The organism is Desulfovibrio sp. (assembly GCF_014803725.1).
Lineage (GTDB): Bacteria > Desulfobacterota > Desulfovibrionia > Desulfovibrionales > Desulfovibrionaceae > Desulfovibrio.
On sequence record NZ_JAAVBE010000036.1, the window covers coordinates 1 to 19,732 of the forward strand.

Annotated in this window: 17 protein-coding genes; 8 read left to right on the plus strand and 9 right to left on the minus strand. The window is 70.6% G+C overall.

All coding sequences use genetic code 11. The features are described 5' to 3' along the window. From HDR50_RS11755 to HDR50_RS11790, 8 genes are all read right to left on the minus strand, one after another. Positions 1-906 (minus strand): translation initiation factor IF-2 N-terminal domain-containing protein (locus tag HDR50_RS11755; protein ID WP_291358415.1); only part of this gene is annotated, 906 nt, incomplete at its 3' end. Continuing rightward, the gene (locus HDR50_RS11760) at positions 894-1,166 is read right to left on the minus strand and encodes a YlxR family protein (RefSeq protein WP_291358417.1); all 273 of its coding nucleotides are present in this window, start codon (positions 1,164-1,166) and stop codon (positions 894-896) included. The genes HDR50_RS11755 and HDR50_RS11760, both read right to left, overlap by 13 nt. After that, the gene (nusA, locus tag HDR50_RS11765; protein ID WP_291358419.1) at positions 1,159-2,493 is read right to left on the minus strand and encodes a transcription termination factor NusA; all 1,335 of its coding nucleotides are present in this window, start codon (positions 2,491-2,493) and stop codon (positions 1,159-1,161) included. Before nusA ends, HDR50_RS11760 begins: the two co-directional genes overlap by 8 nt. After that, complete coding sequence (locus tag HDR50_RS11770; RefSeq protein WP_291358420.1) at positions 2,483-3,190, minus strand: ribosome maturation factor RimP; 708 nt, start codon at positions 3,188-3,190, stop codon at positions 2,483-2,485. The genes nusA and HDR50_RS11770 overlap by 11 nt, the downstream gene beginning before the upstream one ends. Before the next feature lie 298 nt (positions 3,191-3,488). Beyond that, positions 3,489-5,666 (minus strand): hypothetical protein, encoded by a 2,178-nt coding sequence (locus tag HDR50_RS11775; protein ID WP_291358421.1) that lies wholly within the window; start codon positions 5,664-5,666, stop codon positions 3,489-3,491. Positions 5,667-5,701: 35 nt separating this feature from the next. Next, positions 5,702-7,726, minus strand: coding sequence for a hypothetical protein (locus tag HDR50_RS11780; protein ID WP_291358422.1), 2,025 nt, complete (start codon positions 7,724-7,726; stop codon positions 5,702-5,704). Between the two features lie 2 nt (positions 7,727-7,728). Beyond that, positions 7,729-8,574 carry a nucleoside triphosphate pyrophosphohydrolase gene (gene mazG / locus HDR50_RS11785; protein ID WP_291358423.1) on the minus strand — a complete coding sequence of 282 codons (846 nt, stop codon included), beginning with the start codon at positions 8,572-8,574 and terminating at the stop codon, positions 7,729-7,731. 20 nt (positions 8,575-8,594) lie between these two features. Further along, positions 8,595-9,083, minus strand: a complete 489-nt coding sequence (locus HDR50_RS11790) for a CvpA family protein (protein WP_291358424.1) — start codon at positions 9,081-9,083, stop codon at positions 8,595-8,597. A 204-nt stretch (positions 9,084-9,287) separates the two neighbouring features. Between HDR50_RS11790 and HDR50_RS11795 the strand changes: the two genes are divergently transcribed. The 3 genes from HDR50_RS11795 to purE are packed head-to-tail and all read left to right on the plus strand — an operon-like array spanning position 9,288 to position 12,841. Further along, positions 9,288-10,994, plus strand: coding sequence for a VCBS repeat-containing protein (locus HDR50_RS11795; RefSeq protein ID WP_291358426.1), 1,707 nt, complete (start codon positions 9,288-9,290; stop codon positions 10,992-10,994). A gap of 30 nt (positions 10,995-11,024) precedes the next feature. Continuing rightward, the gene (gene purD / locus HDR50_RS11800) at positions 11,025-12,308 is read left to right on the plus strand and encodes a phosphoribosylamine--glycine ligase (RefSeq protein WP_291358427.1); all 1,284 of its coding nucleotides are present in this window, start codon (positions 11,025-11,027) and stop codon (positions 12,306-12,308) included. Between the two features lie 29 nt (positions 12,309-12,337). After that, positions 12,338-12,841 (plus strand): 5-(carboxyamino)imidazole ribonucleotide mutase, encoded by a 504-nt coding sequence (purE, locus tag HDR50_RS11805; protein WP_291358429.1) that lies wholly within the window; start codon positions 12,338-12,340, stop codon positions 12,839-12,841. Between the two features lie 25 nt (positions 12,842-12,866). Here purE and HDR50_RS11810 read toward each other — a convergent pair whose 3' ends face one another. Then, on the minus strand, positions 12,867-13,682 hold the full coding sequence (locus HDR50_RS11810; RefSeq protein WP_291358431.1) for an exodeoxyribonuclease III: 816 nt from the start codon (positions 13,680-13,682) through the stop codon (positions 12,867-12,869). 161 nt (positions 13,683-13,843) lie between these two features. On the opposite strand from HDR50_RS11810, the gene HDR50_RS11815 reads away from it, so the two are divergent. The 5 genes from HDR50_RS11815 to HDR50_RS11835 all read left to right on the plus strand — a co-directional run bounded on the left by HDR50_RS11815 (position 13,844) and on the right by HDR50_RS11835 (position 19,526). Beyond that, a complete protein-coding gene (locus HDR50_RS11815) occupies positions 13,844-14,440 on the plus strand; it encodes an IMP cyclohydrolase (RefSeq protein ID WP_291358432.1) in 597 nt (198 codons plus the stop codon). 195 nt (positions 14,441-14,635) lie between these two features. Next, positions 14,636-16,321, plus strand: coding sequence for a GTPase HflX (gene hflX / locus HDR50_RS11820; RefSeq protein ID WP_291358433.1), 1,686 nt, complete (start codon positions 14,636-14,638; stop codon positions 16,319-16,321). A 120-nt stretch (positions 16,322-16,441) separates the two neighbouring features. Next, positions 16,442-17,089 (plus strand): phosphatidylserine decarboxylase family protein, encoded by a 648-nt coding sequence (locus tag HDR50_RS11825; RefSeq protein ID WP_291358435.1) that lies wholly within the window; start codon positions 16,442-16,444, stop codon positions 17,087-17,089. 29 nt (positions 17,090-17,118) lie between these two features. Further along, positions 17,119-17,883 (plus strand): CDP-diacylglycerol--serine O-phosphatidyltransferase, encoded by a 765-nt coding sequence (pssA, locus tag HDR50_RS11830; protein WP_291358437.1) that lies wholly within the window; start codon positions 17,119-17,121, stop codon positions 17,881-17,883. Positions 17,884-17,975: 92 nt separating this feature from the next. Then, positions 17,976-19,526: a 2-isopropylmalate synthase gene (locus tag HDR50_RS11835; RefSeq protein WP_291358439.1), complete on the plus strand. Its 1,551-nt coding sequence runs from the start codon at positions 17,976-17,978 to the stop codon at positions 19,524-19,526. Positions 19,527-19,732: the final 206 nt, after the last annotated feature.

Consider the following 19,732-nt stretch of genomic DNA (forward strand, 5'->3'; position numbering starts at 1 on the left):
AGCGGGCCTCGAAATGATGCGCACCTGCGGGGCGGCGTCCTGGCGGGCGCCGCGGGCGCGTTCGTCGCCCTCGGCGTCGGCCTCGGCCTCGCGGCGCGACTCGCTGCGCGGCGGCAGGGTGGGCGCGGAGGAGCCTTCGGGCACCGCCGAGGCGTCGGGTCGCGCGATGCGCGAGAGCTTGGCGCTCTTTTCCGCCGGCTCGGGCCGGGAGGCCTGATCAGCAGCCGCGGCCGCGGCTTCGGCCCCGGGGGCTTCCACCTTTTCTGCCGCTTCGGGGGTGGCGGCTTCGGCCGGCTTGGCCGCCGGCGCTTCCTCGGACCGGGGAGCCTGGGCAGCGGACTCGGCGATCTCGGCTTTGGCGGCTTCGGCCTTGGGGGCCTCGGCTTCGGCCGGGGCGGCCTTGGCGTCTTCGGTCCTGGTGGCTTCGGCCTTGGCCGCGGCGGGCGCGGCCTCGCCGGGCCTCCTGATGATCCGCGCCCCGGCGGGACGGCGCTGGGCCGCGGCTTCGGCGTCGGCAGCAGCCGTGGGGGCGCTTTCCGCGGCGGGCGCGGTCCCGGGGGCGGCTTCGGGGGCCTCGGCTTTGGCCGCCTTCGGGGCTTCCGCGGTCTTCGCCGCTTCCGGCCCGGGCGCGGCTTGCGCGGCCGGGGGGGCTGCCGGGGCTTCAGGCGCGGGCGCCTCCTTGCGGCGGCGGCGGACGATGACATTGGGCTGCACCGTGGTGCGCTCCACCGTGCTTTCCTTGCGGGCGGCGAAGTGCGCGCGCAGGCGGGCGGCCTCCTCCTCGTCCACGGAGCCGGCCATGCTCTTGGCCGAGACGCCGAGCTCGCGCAAGGCCGGGAGCATGTCCCGCGTGGGCACGCCGAGCTCGCTCGCGAGGTCCTTCACCTTGATCTTTATTTCTGCCATATGGCCCCCTTGCTCCTCCCGGCGGCAGCGCGCGAGCGCCGCCCCCTTTGCCGCGTTCCCGGCCTGTACTTCTCGAACCTGCGTCCGCAGGCGGGGTCGGGACACAGGTAAAAGCCCCTGCCCGGGCTTTTCTGCGCCTCGTCAATGATCAAAATCCCTTCCGGCGTCAGCACATGGCGGGCCAGCTCCGCCTTGGCGAAGCGGCGCCGGCAGATGACGCACATCCGCACGGGGCCGCAGATGGCGCCGGCTTCAGGCATCCGCGCCGTCCTTCGCCGCGCCTTCCGCCGGCACATCCTCCGCGGCTTCCACCGTCAGGCTCACGGCCGAGGGCTCGGGATCGTCCTCCACCACGGGCGCGAGGAAGTTAATGGCCGAGCGCAGGTCGGAAATGCGCGCCTCGCTGATGCCGAGCTTGTCCGAAAGCTCCTCGTCCGTGGCCTCGCGCAAGGCGGCCAGCGACGAATAGCCCGCGGCGAGCAGCGCCTCGATGGAGACCTCGGCCACGCTCGCCACCTGCTCGAGGCCGTGGCCGATGGCATTGGCCTCGTTGTAGCGGGTCTCGGTGAAGATATCGACCTTCCAGCCCAGAAGGCGCGCGGCGAGCTTCACGTTCTGGCCCTTGCGGCCGATGGAGTTGGTGAGCTGGTCGTCGGGCACGATGACCTCGAGCAGGTTCTCCTCCTCGTCCACCACGATGCGCGAGACCAGCGCCGGCGCGAGGGCATTGCGCGCATAGGTGGCGATGTCCGGGCTCCAGACCACGATGTCGATGCGCTCGCCGTGCAGCTCCTGCACGATGTTCTGGATGCGCGAGCCGCGCACGCCCACGCAGGCGCCCACCGGGTCCACGTCGCGCTCGCGCGAGATGACCGCCACCTTGGCGCGGGAGCCGGGGTCGCGCGCCACGCCCATGATCTGGACCACGCCGTCGTCCACCTCGGGCACCTCGCGGCGGAAGAGCGCGGCCATGTAGTCGCGGTGCGCGCGGGAGATGACCACCTGCGGGCCGCGGCCCTCCTTGCGCACGTCGATGATCAGCGCCTGGAGGCGGTCGCCGCGCTTGTAGTGCTCGCGCGGGATCTGCTCCTCGCGGGGCAGGATGGCCTCGGTGCGGCCGAGATTGACCACCCAGCCGCCCTTGTCGCGCCGCTGCACTATACCGGAGACGATCTCGCCCACGCGGTCTTTGTATTCCTCATAAATGATTTCCTGCTCGGCGTCGCGCATGCGCTGGATGATGACCTGCTTGGCCGACTGCGCGGCGATGCGCCCCAGGTCCTCCACCTTGACGCGGAAGCCCATCTCGTCGTCGAGCTGCACCGAGGGGTCGTGCTCGCGGGCCTCTGCGAGCGCGATCTGGGTGTCCTCGTTGGCCACGTCGCCGTCCTCGACCACGATTTTGAACTGATAGACCTCAATGTCGCCGGTTTCGTCATTATAGGTCACTTCCACGTCCATGTCCTCGCTGAAGCGGCGCAGCACGGACATCCGCACGGCCTCCTCCAGGGTGTCGATGAGCATGTCGCGGTCAAGGCCCTTGTCCTTGCTGATCTGGTCAATGGCCTTCTTGAGCTCAAGATTCATGTCTGCCTCCGGCGGCCGCACGGGCGCGGCCGGCTTGGCTGGGATGGCGGGCCCGCCCCTTGCCGGGAGCTTTACCCGGCCCCTTTCCTGGCTTGGCGGGCTTCTGAAAAACGGGGATGCGGGAGGCCCTGCGCACTTCGGCCCAAGGGAGATGCACCGGGGCGCCGCCCTCGGGGCGCACCTCGCCGTCGGCCGAGACGGCACACGGCTCGAGGGTGAAGCCGTCGGCGTCCACGCCCGTGAGCCGGCCGCGCCAGCGCAGGCGCGGGGCCGCGCCGCCCTCGCCCTCGGGCGTCACCGGGGAGGCGAGGCGCGCTTCCACAAGGTCGCCCACATAGGGGGCCATCTGGTCAAGGCTGAAAAAGCGGCGGTCAAGACCCGGGGAGGACACTTCCAGCACCCAGGCTTCGGGCACGCAGTCCTCCACGTCCATGGCGATGCCGAGCTGGCGCGAGATCTCCTCGCACTGGTCGATGCTCGCCGAACCGGGCTCGGCGAAAGCGGCTTTAGCGGCTTCTTCCGCGGGCGCCTCAGCCCCGGCGGCACCGGCAGGCTGCGCCGGCCGCGGCACGTCCACGAACACGCGCACCTTGGTGCGCCCGCCGGGCAGCACCTCCACGCCCCAGAGCCCGAGCCCCTGCGCCCGGACGAGCGGGCTCACGAGGCGGGTGACGGTTTCTTCAAGAGTTTCCGGCATGGCCCTTGTCATTCTCCTGCGGAGGGGCCGGCATGGCCGGCCCGGCGCCGGGACAAAAAAAAGGGGGCCCCTCAAGGCCTCCCCACATGAACGGATATTTGCGGACGCCCCGCCTGCGGGCGAGCCCGCACTTCCCGTTCGAGGACGCAGCGGCTCGCCCCGAAAAACCACGGGAACACAGGGCGAAACCACTTGAACGCGCCTTGAATACGCAGTTTCGCCCCCCCTGTCAAGCGCAAAGACGCCATGCCCGGGAAGATCCCGCGGCATGGCGCCCTTGGGCAGAAAAAACAGCGCGCTACAGCTCGGTGACAGGCTCCCGAGCCGGCGCATCCTGCGGCGCCTGTTCCGGGGCTGGCACGGCTTCGGGCGCCGGTTCCGGCGTAGGGATCGCTTCCGGCGCCCGGACTTCAGGAGCGGGCGCAGCTTCGGGGTTTTCCGGGGCTTCGGGCACGGCCGGCGTGTCCGGCACGGGCGCCGCTTCCGGCGCCGCATCAGGCACCGGCGGCACCTCCTGCACCGGGGCCGCGGGCGCCTCGGGCGCGACTGCTTCGGGAGCTGGAGCTTCGGGGGCCGCCGGCACCTCGGCCGGAGCTTCGGGAAGCGCGGGGGCAGACTCGGGTGCCACCGCTTCGGGCGCCGCGGGCTCCCCGGGGGCGGTTTGCGCCGGCACGGGCGGCACGGGCGCCGGCTCGATGGGTTCCGGCAGGGGCGCCGCCGAGGCCGGGGGCTCCGGCGCGCGCCTGGGCATGAGCTGCGCCTGGGCGGCCTTCTGGATGGCCGGGAGCGTCGCAAGCCCGCAGGCCGGCACCTTGCCCAGTTCCGGCGCGATGAGCAGGGTCGCCGGCTGCGCAAGAAGGACGCTGATCACGCTGGCCGCCACGAGGCCCCCGCCGCCGTGCTCGCCGCGCACGAAGCGGGCCATGATGACCGCGCCCAGAAGGGAGAGCCCGCCGAGCACGGGCATGCCCGGCATGCCGCGCAGGGCCGCGAGGAGCTGGCCGTCAAGGCTCACGGGCGAGAGGCCCGCGAGCGCGCCCTGGGTGAGCTCGAAGCTCGCGCCGAGCAGCACGATGCCCGCCGCCAACAGGAGCAGGGAGGCGCAGGCGTAGAGCAAATGCCCGGAGAGGCGCGGCAGGGCGAGGATGGCCTTGCCGAGCAGGGGCGCTCCGAGGCAGGCCAGCGCCACGGCGAGCATTTGCGCCTGCCCTGCGGGCACGCAGGGCGTGAGCAGGAGGCCGGCCACAAGGGCAGTCCACAGCAGGGCCGCGCCGCCCGAGCGCCGCGACGCGGCGAGGTCCCGCGGCGCCTCGCGCAGCACCCGGAACCAGGAAACGCCGAAGATGGCAAGCACCCACGGCACGAGGCCCGCGCCGGTCACGCAGGCGGCGAGCCACCAGTGGCCGGGCAGCGGCCACGGCTTCTGCACGGCGCGGCCGAAGAGCTGGGCGAGATAGCCGCCGTCATCCTCGCCGAGCATGATGGCCGCAAGCCAAGCGCCCACGAGGAGCAGGAGGAGCAGGAAGCCCGCCACCGCGTCCAGCGCCTGGGCGCGGCGGAAGCCGCCCCGCCATACGAGGAAGCAGAAGCTCGCGATGAGCGGCACCGCGAGGAAGAAGGGCCCCCCGGTGAGCCCGGCGAGGCCGGAGAGGGCGAAGCCCGCGGGCAGCGAGCACCAGGCGTGCGACGTTTGCCAGCCGTGGCAGAAGCAGACCAGCGAAAAGACCATGAGCGCGGAGGCGAGCGCCGCGGGCCCGGTGAAATGCCCGAGCGGCGCGAAGAGCGGCGCGGCCAAAAGCAGCAGCCCCGACGCCAGCGCGGCCTTGGCGCCAAAGCCCGCGGCCCGCGCGAGGCCCCACACGGCGATGAGCGCGAGCGCCGCGGCGAGCGTCCCGGCCAGCGGGAAGAGCGGGTCGGGCGAGCCGGTGAGCATCACCGGGAGCGGCGCCAGCATGCCCATGAACCAGGTGAAGAAGGGCCAGTGGGCCACGCCGTCGGCCCCGGGCGTGAGCCACGCGCTCTGGGCCATGGAGAGGAAGAACGCCTCGATGTTCCGGGCCTCGGCCGGGCAGTAGAGCCCGTTGCCGGCAAGCGCGTGCCAGAAATCCGGCCAGACCTGCGCCGCCAGGATGACCAGCAGGAAGAGCGGCCCGAGACGGCTCAGGAAGCGAAAGACACGCTCGCAGCGGTCCGGGCGCGAGGAGGCTCCGCCGCCGGCGGCTTCCGATCGGGCAAGGGCCGCGGCCACCGTGTCGCCGTGGCGCCCGGGAGCGGCGGCAGCGTCCACGGGAGCTTCCGCGGAAGATCCAGGAGCAGCGTCCGCGGCGCCTTCCGGGGACACAGCGGCGGCGTCCGCGGGGGATTCGGGGCCGGCCTCCGGCTGCGCCGCTTCGGCCGCATTGCCGGCAGGGGCTTTTTCCGTCAGCGGGCTTTCATCCTTGCCAGTGGTGGCCGTGGTCGTCTCGGCGTCGCTCATGGCTGGCTCCTTGTGAACATTTTTAAGGGCGCGGTTCAGTGTCTTAGAAGTACATGCCGGCATTGGCGGGCGTCAAGCTCCACTTCCACGCTGCGGCCCCCGGCCCCAAGGCGCGGGGGCGCGAGGCCGGGGACGGCCTCGGCGGCGTCGGTGGCGGAACCCACGCTTGCGGGCAACGATATGGTGAGCGTGCGCCGTTTCGACGAAGCGTTGCCCACGGTGAGCCACATGCCGCCTTCGGGGAGCGCGCTGAGCGCCGCGAGCCAGCCGTCCCGGCCTCCGCTCACGGCCACAAGGCGCCCCAGGGCGAGGCCCGAAGCCTTGCGCGCGAGGAGCAGGCGCCCCACGGCGCGCAAGAAGCTGTCCGGCTTGCCCTCCTGCTCCGCCAGCGTCCCGAAGGCCAGCCGCAGGGCTTGCGCGGTGCCGGCATGGCCCGAGGCAGTTTCCCACACCGGCGTCAGGCCTTCGCCGCCGCCTTGAGGCGCCAGGGCGCCCGTGAGTTCCTGCGGGCTCAAAAAGGCGAGCCCGGGAAGGCCGATGCGCCAGCCGAGCACGAACAGGCAGGCCTCGCGCAGGGTGCGGCCATCCGCGGTGCCGGCGGGAGGTGACGCGGGAAGGCCCAGGGCGCGCAGGGCGAGCGTGGCCGGCGTTTCCCCCTCAGCCTCCGGCCCGAGGCCGCCCTCCCCCAGCGGTCCGCGCGCAAGGCGGCTCTGGTCCACGCCTTCGGCCAGGGCTGCGCGCAAAAGCCCGGCCAGCGGGGCCGTGTCGCCCGTGAGGAGCGCCCGGGCGGCGGCGCTTGGCGTGGCGGCGTCGCGGGTGAAATCCACAGGCCCTGTGAGGATGAGCGGCGCGAGCGCTGGCGGCAGGGCGTCGGCCTGAAGCGCCCAGCCGCCGTAGCGGTGGATCTCGCGCGCGGCCTCGTCCAGCGCCTCGAGGCCCGGCGCCAGGGCGGCGCGCTCAAGGGGCGCCTCCCCCGCTGCCCCCGCAGCTGCCCCCGTACCGTCCGGTGCCACGTCTAGGCCCATCAGGGCCTCGAAGCGAAGGCCCGTCAGCGTCTGGCCCTCGAGGCCGGTCTGGCGGATGCTGGCCGCGGAAAAGATGCGCCGCGCCCGGCCCGTGGGGTCCTGCCAGTGGAGCACCGGCGCAAGCACATGGGGGCCGTGGCGGTAGACCCAGCGCCGCAGCTGGCCGTCGGCCCCGCGCACCTCGCCGGTGGCGGCCCAGCCCGAGGGCGCGGCCCAGTGGAGGCGGTCGCGCAGGAGCGCCGGCGGGAGCAGACCCCGCTCCGCAAGGCGCGCCACCCCTGCGGCGTCCAGCGGGCGGCAGTCCCATTCGCCGCGGGCCTCGGGCAAATCGCCCCAGGCCTCGGGCGGCACGGAGATCATGGCATAGGTGCCCGCGAAGCGCGGCACCTGACGGGCCTGGAGGATGAAATCCGGGCCGAGGCCCGTGGCCGCCGGGATGAGTTCCCCGCCGAGCTGGACGCCCGCTTCCTCGGCCATGGCGGCGAGGCGGCCAAAGTCCTCGGCATTCCCCCACGCCGGGTCGGGCGTGAGCGAGGCCGGGGCGGCCGGGCGGCGGCTGTCATCAGTGGCGCCACCGTCCGGGCTTTCCGCCGTCCAGATGTCGGCCCGCTCGCCCACGGGCGCGAGGAAGAGACCCTCCAGGCCGAGGGCCGGGAGCTTTTCCGGCAGGCGCGCGGCGCCGAGGGCGGCGAAGAGCGGCCGCGACGCGGCGAGGGAGCTGCCGTCCAGCGAGAGCCAGTTGGGCGCGGCGCGCAGAAGCACGGGCACGCGCACGGCCTCGCCGCTGTTGTGCCAGAGGCGTTCTGTGCCCGAGACCTGGGCGGCGAGCTCCGGGGCCTGGCCGAGCATGGATTGCCGCTCGAGCCATTGCAGATAGCCGGGGTCGGCGCGGGGCAGGCCGCTCGCTGCGGGCGGCGCCGCGTGCGGGGCGCGGCGGGCGCAGCCGCCCAACAGCAGGAGCAGACACGCGCCCACAAGCGCGCAAAAGAGGAGGGAGCGGAAAAGGGCGGCCGGCGCGGGACGCCCGGGCGCCATGGCTAGGACTCCGCCCCGGGCGTGCCGGCGGTCTCGCCAGCTCCGGCAGGGGCGCCTTCCTCCGCCTTGGCCTCGTTCCAGAGTTCGTCCTTTTCGTCCAGCGAAAGGGCCGCGAAGTCGAGACCGCGCTCGCGCGCCAGCTCCTCCATGCGGGCAAAGCGCCGGAGGAAGCGGTTGTCGGCGGCGTCCAGCGCGTCATTGGCCTTGATGCCCTTGCGCCGCCCGAGCTCCACGAGGGAAAAGATGAGGTCGCCGAGCTCGTGCTTCTGGGCCGCAGTGTCGTCGCCGGCGGCGACATCCAGCCATTCGAGCCATTCGGCCTCCACCTGCTGCTCCACCTCCTCGTCGGTGGGCCAGGTGAAGCCCACGCGCGCGGCCTTGGAATGGATGCGGTAGGCCTTGGTGAGCGGCGGCAGGCTCGCGGGCAGGCTTGCGAACAGGCCCTGCGGCGCGCCCGCGGCCTCGTGCTCGGCGCGCTTGATGGCCTCCCAGCGGGCGAGCTGCGCGTCGAGGTCAGGGAAGGTCTCGCCGGCAAAGACATGCGGGTGCCGGCGCACCATCTTGGCGCGGTTCTCGGTGAGCGCGTCGGCGAGGGTGAATTCCCCGCGCTTCTCGTACATGCCGGCCACGAAGAGCAGGAGAAAGGCCACGTCGCCCAGTTCCTCGCGCACCGCGGCCGCGTCGCCCGCGCGCAGCGCCGCCGCCAGTTCATGGCTTTCTTCAATAAGGTATTCGGCCATGCTCTCCGGGGTCTGCGCCCTGTCCCAGGGGCAGCCGTCCGGCGCGGTGAGCCGGCCTATCACCTCACTGAGGGCGGCAAGGGCGCACGAGCTGCGGTCATCTTTCATGAAATCCCTCCCTGGCCGTGTCAGAGGCCGAGCTTCGCCGCGATGTCCGGCGGCAGCCATTCCCGAAGCTGCCCCACCAGGGCGTGAAAATAGGGCATGACGCGCGAATCGCGCATGAAGGCGTCGTTCTGGAACAGCTTTTCCGCCACGATGAGCACGAGCGCCCAGATGAGCACGCCCTTGGCCAGCCCGAAGACGCCGCCGGCCAGCCTGTCCGCCCAGGAGGCGAAGGAAAAGGCCACCAGCTTCTTCACGAGCCGCGCGGCAAGCCCCACGCCGAGCATGATGCCCGCGAACACCAGCCCCCAGGCCGCGAACGTGCGCCAGCCCTCGCTGGAAATGAAGGTCAGGTGCGGCGAGACGAGCCCGTGAAAGGCCCGGGCGCCCCAGAAGCCGCCCAAAAGCGAGACCACGCCCGCCACCTCGCCCACCAGGCCCACGCGCGCGCCGCGCAGGGTGAAAAAGACAAGGGTGAGGATGATGACGAGATCGAAGATGTCCTGTCCCATAGGCCGGCCTCCCCGCCCAGCGCCGCGACCATAGCAGAAGGCCGGCCCGGAGACAATGGCGCGGCCGGGGCGGAGTGCGGCGGGCGCCCATCCGGGAGGGGTGCCACCACGGAAGCCGCGCACGCGCCTCACGGTTGCGCCACGGGCCGGGAACGGCTATAGTGCGCCCGGCGTACCCTGCGCCCAAACTCAAGGAGTCCCGGGATGAAACCTGCCCTGCGCCTTTCGCTCGCGCTTTCGCTCGCCATGGCCGTCCTCTGCCTGGGGGCAATCGCGCATGCCGCCCAGCCCTCGCAAAAATCCTTTGTCATCGCGCCCTTTACGGTCAACGCGCCGCAAAGTTACAGCTATCTTGCCAAGGCCGTGCCCGGCACCATCCAGGGCAAGCTCAACCGGCCGGGCGTGCTCGAGGGCAAGAGCCTTCAGGGCAAGGCCCTTTCCGCGGCCGAGGCGCGCAAGGCGCTCGCCTCTTCCGGCGCGGATTACGCCGTCTTCGGCACGGTCAACGTCATGGGCAATGACTGCGCCATTGAGGTCAACTGCGTGGACAAGGCCGGCAAGACGTGGAGCCGCACGGTGGAGGCCCCGGTGAGCGGGCTCACCGGCGCGGTCCAGAACGTGAGCTCCGCGCTCGGCTCCGAGGTGATGGGCGTGACCGTGGCCGCGAAGCCGGCCTTCATGACGCGCCAGCCCGGCCAGACGGCCCCCGCGGGCGCCCGCGCTGCCGGCGGCGAGATCATCGTCAACGAGACCGGCCAGCAGCAGACCTACCTCAACCCGCAGTTCCGCTACCAGGGCGCCGGCGCCGCGGACGGCTCGCGACTGCGCAGCCAGCGCATCAAGGAAAACATGGTGGACATGGCCGTGGCCGACTTCAACGGCGACGGCAAGAACGAGATCGCCTTTCTGGGCGACCACACCCTCACCATCTACCTCTGGGAGGAAGGGGGCCGGCTCAGGCAGCTCGGCACCACCACGGTCTCGGCATCCAACCTGAATTTCTCCATGCGCGCCATGGACCTCAACCGCGACGGCGCCTCCGACCTCGTCATCGCCACCTTTGAGGAAGAGAGCAACCGGCCCTATTCCTACTTCTTCTCCTTCAAGGGCAACAAGCTCACCCAGTGCGCCGAGCGCATCCCCTATTTCGCCAGCGTGCTCCGCACGCCGCCCAACTTCACGCCCACCTTGGTGGGCCAGGGCTATGACAGCATCAAGCTCTTCGCGCCCGGCGTGCACCTGCTCGTCAAGCAGGGCAACAAGTACGCCCTCGGCGCACGCCTGAGCCTCCCCTCCGGCGCCACCGTGTTCAACGTGGCCTGGATCCCTGCCGGCAAGGACAATTCCGGCGACATGCTCGCCATGCTCACCGACGACGAGCGCGTCAAGCTCTTCCAGGCCAACGGCTCAACGCCGGTGCACACCACCATGGAGCGCTTCTCGGGCTCGGCCACGGGCATGGATTTTTACAAGACCATGCCCGGCCTCGGCATCGACAAGACAGGCCAGCTCCCGGGCAAGATCTATGCGCCCATGCGCATGATTTCGGCCGACATCGGCCGCACCGGCGAGCATGTGCTCATGCTCAACAAGCCCATTTCCACGGCCTCGCAGTTCTTCGACCGCTACCGCTTCTTCCCGCAGGGCGAGATCCACGCCCTCTACTGGGACGGCGTGGGCCTGGCCCTCAAGTGGAAGACCCGGCGCATCAAGGGCTCGGTGGCCGAGATCGACCTCGCCGACGTGACCAATGACGGCATCGTGGACCTCGTGGTCGGCGTCAACACCTCGCCCGAGCTTGGCATCGGCAGCCGGCAGTCCATGATCCTCGCCTATCCGCTCGATGTTTCGCAGATGGACCCCAACACGCCGGCGGACATGAGCGACTTTGAGGTCAACCCGAACCGCTAGGGCCGAACCCTCAGGCCACAAGGAGTCAGCGTGCGTATTCTCGTCATCGGTTCAGGGGGCCGCGAGCACGCGCTCACCTGGAAGCTCGGCCAGGCGGCCGAAGCCGTCTTCGTGGCGCCGGGCAACGGCGGCACCGAGGGGGGCAAGGTGCGCAACGTCGCCCTCGCCGTGGACGACCTCGACGGCATCGTGGACTTCTGCCGGCGCGAGCATATCGACCTCGTGGTGCCCGGGCCCGAGCTGCCGCTCACGCTCGGCATCACTGACAAGCTCACGGAGGCCGGCATCCCCTGCTTCGGGCCGGATGCCTATTGCGCGCAGATGGAAGGCAGCAAGAGCTTCGCCAAGGAGGTCATGGCCGCGGCCGGCGTGCCCACGGCGGCCTGCGCGGTGTTCACCGATGCCGAAGCCGCGCGCGGGCATATCCGCGACAGCAGGAAGCCGCCGGTCATCAAGGCCGACGGCCTCGCCGCGGGCAAGGGCGTGGTGGTCGCGCGCACGATGGAAGAAGCCCTTGAGGCGGTGGATTCCATGCTCAAGGACAAGGCCTTCGGCGCCGCCGGCGCGCGCGTCCTGCTTGAGGAGCGGCTGGACGGCGAGGAGGTCTCCCTGCTCTGCCTCTGCGACGGCGAACGCGCCGTGCCCCTGCCCTCGGCGCAGGACCACAAGGCCGCGTGGGACAATGATGAGGGCCCCAATACCGGCGGCATGGGCGCCTACAGCCCGGCCCCGGTGCTCCCGGACGAAAAGCTGGAGGAACTGGCCGACATCGCCGTGCGCCCGGTGCTCCGCGAGCTGGCGCGGCGCGGCCACCCCTTCCGCGGCGTGCTCTACGCGGGCCTGATGATGACGCCGGACGGCCCCAAGGTGCTGGAATACAATGTCCGCTTCGGCGACCCGGAGTGCCAGCCCCTGCTCATGCGCCTTGAGGGCGACCTCGCAGGGCTCATGCTGGACTGCGTGCAGGGGAAGCTCGACCCAGGCGCCCTTTCGTGGAGCGACAAGACCGCGCTCGGCGTGGTGCTGGCCGCCAAAGGCTATCCCGGGAGCTATGAAAAGGGCATGCCCCTCGAGGGGCTTTCCGAGGCAGATGCGTTGCCCGGGGTCAAGGTCTTCCACAGCGGCACGCGCACGGAGGGCGGCAAGACCGTCTCCGCCGGGGGCCGGGTGCTCTGCGTGACAGCGCTCGGCGACGACCTCGCCGACGCGCAGGCGAAGGCCTATGCGGCGCTGGAGAAAATCACCATGCCCGAGAGCTTTTACCGCCGTGACATCGGCGCCAAGGGCCTCAGGCGCCTTGCCGCGAAGAACTGAAACGCCGGAAAACACGGGAGGGAGCGCCCATGGCGCATGTGGTCATCCTCATGGGCTCACAGTCGGACGAGCCAACCATCGCGCCCTGCGCGGACGTGCTGCGCGAGCTCGGCGTGCCCTTCGTGCTCACGGTGAGCTCGGCGCACCGCACGCCCGAACGCACGGAGGCCATCGTGGCCAGTGAGGAAGCGGCCGGGGCGGCCGTCTTCATCTGCGCGGCGGGCATGGCCGCGCATCTCGCCGGGGCCGTGGCCGCGCGCACCCTGAAGCCGGTCATCGGCATCCCGGTGAGCGGTTCTTCGCTCGGCGGCATGGACGCCCTGCTCTCCACCGTGCAGATGCCCCCGGGCTTTCCCGTGGCGACCGTGGCCCTCGACAAGGCCGGCGCGCGCAACGCCGCGTGGCTGGCCGCGCAGATCCTCGCGCTCACGGACGCGGCGCTCGCCGAGCGCCTTGCCCAGGCCCGCAGGAAGATGCGCGAGGCCGTGACGAAAGCCGGGGACGAGCTGCGCCGCAAGTACGCGGGCGGCTAGGCACGCCCGCCACGGTTTCCCGCGCTCAGTCCTCGCCCACGCGCAGGGCCACGCCCACCGGGCAATGGTCCGAGCCGTGGATGTCGCTTTCTATCCAGGCGTCCACGATGGCCGGGGCCAGCTCCTCGGACACGAAGAAATAGTCGAGCCGCCAGCCCACGTTGCGCGGCCGCGCCCTGGCCTTGTACGACCACCATGTATACTTCTCCGGCACGTCGCCGTGCACATGGCGGAAGGTGTCCACATAGCCCAGCGCCTTGAAGCGCTTCATGAAGTCGCGCTCCACGGGCAAAAAGCCCGTGGTCTTCTCATTGTCCTTGGGCCGGGCGAGGTCGATGGGCTCGCAGGCGATGTTGAAGTCCCCGCAGACCACCACGGGCTTGGTTTGGCGGCACTTCTGGGCATAGTCCACGAAGGCCTCGAAAAAGCCCATCTTGTAGCCGAGCCGCTTGAAGCCGCCCGTGGGGCGCCCGTCCGCGTCCAGCTCCTCGGCGCCGCCATTGGGGAAATAGCCGTTGAAATAGTGGAACCACGGAAATTCGAGGTGCAGCAGGCGCCCCTCGCCCTGCCAGGACGGGTCGGGGAGCTCGTATTCCACCTTGAGCGGCTGGATGCGGCTGAAGACCGCCACGCCCGAATAGCCCTTGCGCACGGTGCACGGGTCCCACCAGGCCTGCCAGCCCTCAGGGTCGCGCACGGGCTCCGGCACCTGCTCCGGGCTGGCCTTGGTCTCCTGCAGGCCCACCACCTGCGCGTCCGTCTCGCTGAACCAGCGCCAGTCCGGCTTGGCCGAGACCGCGCGCACGCCGTTCACATTCCAGGAAACGAGTTTGACAAGCATGGCGCCTCCCCTGCCAGCATAGCCGCAGGCGGGGCGCGAGTGCAAGCGGCGCCAAGCGGGCCCGCGCCGTTGCGGCGGCCGCGCTTTTGCGCTAATACAACACGGCGCCCCCCGGGCGCACTGGCCCTTCTTTCACGCCGTCATTTATGGAGGGAGCGCATATGGATCTTCTGCGCGTGCGGCGCGCCATCTTGAGCGTCACGGACAAGAGCGGCCTTGCGGCCTTCGCCGCCTTTCTCGCCAGCCGCGGCGTGGAGCTCGTCTCCACGGGCGGCACGCAAAAAATGCTCGAGGCCGAGGGCCTGCCCGTCACGGCCGTGAGCACGGTGACGGGCTTCCCCGAAATCCTCGGCGGCCGCGTCAAGACGCTGCACCCCAAGATCCACGCCGGCATCCTCGCCAACAAGGACGACCCGCTGCACATGGACACGCTGGCCGAAAAGGGCATCCGCCCCTTCGACCTCGTGTGCGTCAACCTCTACGACTTCGCGGGCGCCGTGGAACGCCGCCTTTCGCTCGAGCAGGCCGTGGAGGAGATCGACATCGGCGGCCCCTGCATGCTGCGCGCCGCGGCCAAGAACTTCCACAGCGTGCTCGTGGTGCCCTCGCCGCAGTGGTACGGGCCGGCCATGGAGGAACTGGGCAGCCACGACATGTGCGTGGGCCTGGAGTTCCGGCAGCTCATGGCCTCGCGCGCCTTTGAGGCGACCTCGCGCTATGACGCGCTCATCGCGTCCTATCTGCGGCCGTCGGCCTGAGCGGGGGCTGTCATTCCCAAACCGGAAGGCAATCTCCAGGGGCTCAAGCCGAGCCAGCTCACGGCCCTGAACCGGCTCTTCAACCGCCGCTTCCCGGCCGCGGATGTCTACAGCATCGACCAGGCGCGGGAGCTGGCCCTGCTCTCGCGCTCGCTCGGCCGGCAGATCGGGCTGCTCATCGACCGCAAGGGCCGCGTGCGCATGGTCATCGTGGGCACGACCTCGGGCATCCTCATCCCCGAACTTCCGCGCGGCCGCGGCGCCACCGGCGCCCCCGAGGCCGACAGCGCGCCGCCCCCCGGCGCCCGGCTCCGGCCCCACCGGCCCGGACATCCTTCCGCCCGGGCGGCCGTGCGCAGCGCCCCGGCCTCGCGCCTGCGCGGCCTGAGGCTCCTGCATACCCATCTCTCGCCCGAGGGCCTTACGGAAGAGGATCTCATGGATCTCCTCTTCCTCAGGCTCGACGCCATCATCGCGCTTTCCGTGAACCCTGAGGGCGAGCCCGTGCGCTGGCAGGGGGCCACCCTCGCCCCGGGAAGCACCGCCACGGCCGGCTCGCCGCCCTGCCAGGTGGACGAGCCGCGCCCCTGGGACAGGACTGCCGCGGATTTCGCGGCCCGCGCCGCGGAGATAGAAGCCGCGCTTTCGGCGCTGCCCGCGGCCCCGCCGGCCGGGCTGGATGCCGGGCCGGACGCCGGCGAGGCGGCGCAAAACACATGCGCCGGCCGCGCCCTGCTCGTCTCCGTGGCGCCGGAGCCGCGGCCCGTGCAGGAGCAGCGCCTTTCCGAGCTCGCCGAGCTTGCGCGCACGGCCGGCCTCGCCGTGTGCGGGCGCCTCATCCAGCGGGTGGCCCGGCCGGACCCGCATTCCATCCTCGGCAAGGGCAAGCTCGCCGAGCTGGAGGTCATGGCGCTCAGGGAGAACGCGGACATCCTCGTCTTCGACGGCGAGCTCTCGCCCGCGCAGATCCACAATCTCGCGGACATCACCGAGCGCAAGGTCATCGACCGCACCCAGCTCATCCTTGACATTTTCGCCCAGCACGCGGCCTCGCGCGCCGGGCGCCTCCAGGTGGAGCTCGCGCAGTTGCGCTATGTGCTGCCGCGCCTCGCCGGGCGCAACCGCGCGCTCGACCGGCTCATGGGCGGCGTGGGCGGCCGCGGCCCGGGGGAGAGCCGCCTCGAGACCGACCGCCGCAAGGTGCGCGAGCGCATGACGCGCCTCACCCGGGAGCTGGAAAAGCTCCGCCGCCAGCGCGGGCTCGCCAGGCGCGGCCGGCGCGGCATCCCGCAGGCGGCGCTCGTGGGCTACACCAATGCCGGCAAGTCCACCCTGCTCAACACGCTGACGCGCTCCCGGGTGCTCGCGGAAAACCGGCTCTTCGCCACCCTCGACCCGGCCACGCGGCGCCTGCGCGTGCCCGGCGAGCGCGAGGTGGTCATCGCCGACACCGTGGGCTTTATCCGCAACCTGCCGCGCGAGCTCATGGACGCCTTCCGCGCCACACTGGAGGAGCTGGCGGCCGCGGACTTTCTCGTGCATGTGGCCGACGCCTCGCACCCCGACCTGCTCCAGCAGATCGCCTCGGTGGAGACCATCCTTGAAGAGCTCGGGCTTCACGGGGTGCCGCGCGTGCTCGCGCTCAACAAGTGGGACAGGCTGCCGGAACCCGCGCGGGAGGAGCTCAGGGGGGCCTTCCCCGGCGCCATCCCGCTTTCCGCGCGTAACGGCGAGGGGCTTGACGCGCTCCTGCGCTGGCTCGAGCGGGAGCTGGCCCTCAAGCGGGCCATGCCGGCCCCGGCGGACGCCCTCGCCCGGGAGGAGGCGGAGGGTGGGGGGGTGAGCCTGCCCGGCCCGGAACCTCTCTTCCCTCTCCAATAGCGGCCGCCCCGGCGAAGGCGCCGCGGCTTGCCATTCGGCGGCCGCCGGCATATGGTGCGGCTTCCACCATCGCGCCGCCCAGGGTGAATGGCACGCAGGGCGGCCAGAAAAGGAGTCGCCATGCGTCCCGCAACCTCAGGCATCGCGCCGGAAGGCTGGCCCTTCATCGGGCTTGCCGCGTTCACGAGCCTGCTTCTCGCGGTCATCGGCTGCTGGCCGGGCGCCCTGCTCTGCTGGCTCATCACCCTCTTTTGCCTCTACTTCTTCCGCGACCCGGAGCGCGTGGGCCCCACCTCGCCCGATGTCGCCGTGAGCCCGGCCGACGGCCGCGTCATCCGCATGGAAAAGCGCGCCGACCCCTTCAGCGGCAAGGAGATGCTGTGCGTCAGCATCTTCATGAACCTCTTCAGCGTTCATGTGAACCGCGTCCCCGTGGCGTGCACGGTGGACGAGGTGCGCTACTGGCCGGGCAAGTTCTTCAACGCCTCGCTGGACAAGGCCTCCACGGACAACGAGCGCTGCGGCTGGCGCCTTGCGGACGAGAACGGCCAGGCATGGACCATGGTGCAGATCGCGGGCCTCGTGGCCCGGCGCATCGTCTGCCGCGCCGAGCGCGGCGACCGCCTCGGCCGCGGCGAGCGCGTGGGCCTGATCCGCTTCGGCTCGAGAGTTGACCTTTACCTGCCCGAAGGCTATGTTCCGGCGGTACAACCGGGCGACAAGGTCTTTGCCGGCGAAAGCGCCATCGCCCGCAGGGACGGGCAGTGACAGCTCCTGCCGCCCCACCGAGTCAACGCATGGACAACGCCCAACGCAAAAAGCCCGTCCGCGGGGCCTACCTTTTGCCCAACATGCTCACCACCCTGAGCATGTTCCTGGGCTTTCTGTCCATGGTCTGGGCCGGGCAGGGCCGCTTCGAGCAGGCGGGCATGGCCATCCTCGCCTCGGCGCTCATGGACGGCCTCGACGGCAAGGTGGCGCGGCTCACCAACACGGCGAGCGAGTTCGGCGTGCAGTACGACTCCCTCGCCGACCTCGTGGCCTTCGGTCTCGCGCCGGCCATCCTGCTCTGGCACTGGCAGCTCTGCAATTTCGGGCGCGTGGGCGTGGCCGCGGCCTTCATCTTCGCGGCCTGCGGGGCGCTTAGGCTCGCGCGCTTCAACGTGAGCACGGCCGTCACGGGCAAGCGCTTCTTCATGGGCCTGCCCATCCCGGCGGGCGGCTGCACGGTGGTGACGTTCATCTTTTTCGCGGCGCTCTTCCCCGAGGCGCTGAACACGGTCACGCCCTATGCGGCCCTCGCGCTCGCCGTGGCCGTGGGCGTGCTCATGGTGAGCCGGGTGCGCTATTTCTCCTTCAAGGAATACGACATCCTCACCGCGCACCCGGTCAGGAGCATGCTGGCCTTCCTCTTCCTCCTGGCGCTGGTGGTCTCCGTGCCGCGCGTCTTCGGCTTTGTCTACTGCGCCCTCTACATCGCGGGCGGCCTCATCTATACCTTCTACATCCTGCCGCGCCGCGACCGCAAGCTCATGCGCTCGCTGGCCACGCAGGACGAGTGACCGGCCGGCACAGCGCACGGGAGCGGGAGCGCACGGCTCCCCCGGCCGGGGCCAGGACACCGCGCCCCATCCTACCGTTTTGGAGGCATCCCATGTCTGATCGCGTCTATTTCTTCGACACCACCCTGCGCGATGGCGAACAGTCGCCCGGCGCGACCATGAACTTTCAGGAAAAGCTGCGCCTCGCCCACCAGCTCGAGGTGCTGGGCGTGGACATCATCGAGGCCGGCTTCCCGGCGTCCAGCCCGGGCGATTTCGAGGCTGTGCGCGCCATCGCGGCCCAGGCCGGCCCGGACGTGCAGATCGCGGGCCTTGCCCGCTGCGCCGAGAAGGATATCGACCGCTGCTGGGAGGCCGTGAAAGTGGCCGTGCGCCCGCGCATCCATACTTTCATCGCCACCTCGCCCCTGCACATGGAGTTCAAGCTGCGCAAGACGCCCGAGGAGGTGCTGGAGCTGGCCAAAGCCTCGGTGGCGCGCTGCGCCGGCTACACGCCCAATGTGGAATTTTCCTGCGAGGATTTTTCCCGCTCGGATCTCGACTTTGTGTGCCGCGTGGTGGAGGCGGCCATTGACGCCGGCGCCACCACCATCAACCTGCCGGACACCGTGGGCTATGCCCAGCCCGAGGAATTCGCCGCCAAGGTGCGCTATGTGATGGAAAACACGCCCAATAGCGGCAAGGCCGTGTTCAGCGTGCACTGCCATGACGACCTCGGCCTCGGCGTGGCCAACACGCTGGCCGCGCTGCACGCCGGCGCGCGCCAGGCCGAGGTGGCGCTCAACGGCATCGGCGAACGCGCGGGCAACGCGGCCCTCGAGGAAGTCGCCATGGCGCTCCATGTGCGCCGCGACTACTACGGCCTTGAGGACAACATCAAGACCGAGCAGCTGTATCCCACCTGCCGGCTGCTCTCCATCATCATCGGCCAGCCCATCCCCAACAACAAGGCCATCACCGGCGCCAACGCCTTCGCGCACGAGTCGGGCATCCACCAGGACGGCATGCTCAAGCACCGCGAGACCTACGAGATCATGACCCCGCAGGCCGTGGGCCGCAGCGCCACCCACCTTGTCATCGGCAAGCATTCGGGCAGAAACGCGGTGCGCAGCAAGTTCGAGAGCCTCGGGTACAAGCTCGACGACGAGCAGCTGAACCAGGTCTTCGAGGCTGTCAAGGCGCTGGCCGACCGCAAGAAGCAGCTCCACGACGAAGACCTCATGGCCCTCGTCCAGCAGGAGGTCTACCGCATCCCCGACCGCCTCTGCCTCAGGCATGTGAGCGTCCAGAGCTCGGACGCCGGCGGCGTGCCCCCGACCGCCGCGGTGCTCATGGACGTGGCCGGGGAGGAAAAGAGCGGCGCGGGCTTCGGCGCCGGGCCCATCGACGCGCTCTACAATGTCATCGCCGACCTTGCCGGGCGCCAGCCCGAGCTCGAGCAATACTCCATCAACGCCATCACGGGCGGTACGGACGCCCTCGGCGAAGTGACGGTGCGCCTGCGCGAGAACGGCCTTTCGGTGGTGGGCCGGGGCAATCACCCGGACATCCTCGTCGCCAGCGCCCGGGCCTTTGTGGACGCGCTCAACAATCTCGCCAAGCGCGAGGCCGAGGGCGAGCGCGTGCATTCGCAGCATTCGTAAATCTACCGAGACCATGCCTCTTTACGGAGAGGTCATACACAAAAAAAGAGGAGCCGGATTGTACAGCGCGGGCCGCACTTCCACTTTCCGTCTGGAGCGAAGCGGAAGACGGGTGCTGGTGCCGGAAGAATCCTAAAAAATAAGATTTTTTGCTGCTTGCAAGGAAGATAAAAATTTTCGCAGGGAGTGTACTCAAGTACTCGACC